Raw genomic sequence first — 1927 nt, 5'->3', positions numbered from 1 at the left:
AGCCTTTTTTTTAGTCTTAGCGCTTCCGCACAAATTGGAGGAATCGAAGATTCAGTAGCTGAAATCTCGGATACCATTCGATCGATATTTCCCATCTTACTGGGAGTGATCTTTTTAGTAGGTTTCCTTTTTAATGCCGGACATTTCTTTGGTGAAAATGCCGACCTGAAAAAAGGAATAAGCCGTGTGCTCGTTTTTGTATTGATCACCGGTGCCGTAGTCGGCATCTTTACCTACCTGATCGGAATGGCCGTATAATCTATTTTCATCATTACTATGAAAACCTATACACCATACCGTGATATCCGAAAAGAGGCGCTCATCTTTGGGCTTCCGGTGTATCTGTTTGCGCTACAAATGATTGCCGTGATCGTGGGCCTGCTTGCCATTATCTTCGCCTTCGGATGGATGAGTATTTTGATCGGGTGCAGTGGGAACTTTCTGCTGTACCTGATGCTCATCAATCTGAAAAAACTATCTGCCCGTATTCAGGTTTTTCAGATGTTTCCAAGGCATATCAGTACCAAACAACTCAAGCCTAATCATTTTATGATCCGAACTTATGAATCTCTATAAATATCCTCCGATTGCCAGTAGTTTGGGTAATGCTGTGTTTTTGGCCAATGGCAATTTCTGCCTGGCCTATCAGGTAGTGCTTCCCGAAGTATATTCTCTTGCGGAAGCGGATTTTGACCAGCTTCATACTTGCTGGTTTCAGGCCATAAAAGGCCTGCCCGTGGGAACGATTATTCATAAACAGGATGTGTACCTGAAAAAAGCCTATACTGCTGAAGATCTTCCTAAGGACTCGTTCCTGCAAAAGGCAACGCATCGCTATTTTAAAGGAAGACAGTACCTAAATCATCAATGCCTGTTATTCTTTAGCCTGCCAAAGAATAATAAACTGGCAAAATCCGCTTATATCAATCCTTTTGCAAAACTTTCTAAAAATAAGCTGGATCAATCCGATAAGGAATGGAAAATCTTTGAACGTCAGGTTAACGATGTGGTGGGCTATCTCAATCAAACCGCTAAAATTCAGGTTATAAAAATGACTTCACCAGCTGTTACTAAGTTTAGTCGGGATTTTTGGAATGGGTTTATTGATGACCATGATACCGATATACAGGTATCATCAAATGATCTCCTTATGGGAAATCAATACGTCCAAACTATGGTGCTACAGCATGAATCCTGTTTTCAGGATGAACTGAAAACTTCACGTCCCCATGCGGAATTTACAGCGGATGATTTTAGTTTTTATCAGGGCTTTATGGATGGTTTTGGATTACAACTTTACGAACATCATATCGTAAACCAAATGCTATGGATCGAGGATACTAAAAAATGGCAAGGCCAGCTGGAAAAACAAATTGAATCGCTGAAAAAAAGTGCCAATTTCGGTTCCCAGAATCTGATTACCTGCGAAAAACTCCAACAGGTACTCGATCAAATTGTACGTGATGAACAATCGCGACTGGTACGGGGACAGTTTAATGTAATGTACTGGCACATAGAAAAAGAACAATTAAAAGAAATCGCTGGTAAGCTTATGGCAGAATGCAAACAACTGGATATTCGACCTTATATGCCTTCCGGGGAAGCATTGGCGCATTATGTGTTCAATAGTTATTTTGGATTTACCTCTAATTTCGGAGCAGAGGATACCTATGTTACCGATCTTAAACATGCACTCTGCCTTTGGATGCATACCGGCAACTATATCTCAGATGCTACTGGTGTAATCTTTAATGAACGCCAATATAACCTACCCGTAAAAAAGGATGTTTGGGATGAATCTAAAAAACGAATTAAAGCAAGAAATTTTGCCATTTTTGCGCCCACCGGAGAAGGGAAATCCTTTCTGGCCAATAATATCCTACGGCAGTATTTTGAGGAAAGAATCCGTTTGGTCATTATCGATTTG

General features: G+C 40.6%; 3 protein-coding genes. All 3 read left to right on the top strand.

Annotated elements, in window-relative coordinates:
- Positions 1-258: hypothetical protein (locus IIF7_RS20510; protein WP_084843547.1), on the top strand; the 258-nt coding region annotated here is incomplete at its 5' end.
- Positions 259-276: 18 nt separating this feature from the next.
- Positions 277-576 carry a hypothetical protein gene (locus IIF7_RS20505; protein WP_084843546.1) on the top strand — a complete coding sequence of 100 codons (300 nt, stop codon included), beginning with the start codon at positions 277-279 and terminating at the stop codon, positions 574-576.
- A partial coding sequence (locus tag IIF7_RS20500; protein ID WP_139801393.1) for a TraG/VirB4 family ATPase occupies positions 563-1927 on the top strand: 1365 nt, incomplete at its 3' end. The genes IIF7_RS20505 and IIF7_RS20500, both read left to right, overlap by 14 nt.

It is taken from the genome of Zunongwangia atlantica 22II14-10F7, assembly GCF_002094855.1.
Taxonomy (GTDB): Bacteria; Bacteroidota; Bacteroidia; order Flavobacteriales; family Flavobacteriaceae; genus Zunongwangia; species Zunongwangia atlantica.
Note: the sequence above shows the minus strand (reverse complement) of the source record. Positions and strands in the feature narration are given on the sequence as shown.

Excerpts from the sequence above, each read along its gene's own strand:
- IIF7_RS20505 (WP_084843546.1), top strand. The coding sequence starts at position 277 with ATGAAAACCTATACACCATACCGTGATATCCGAAAAGAGGCGCTCATC.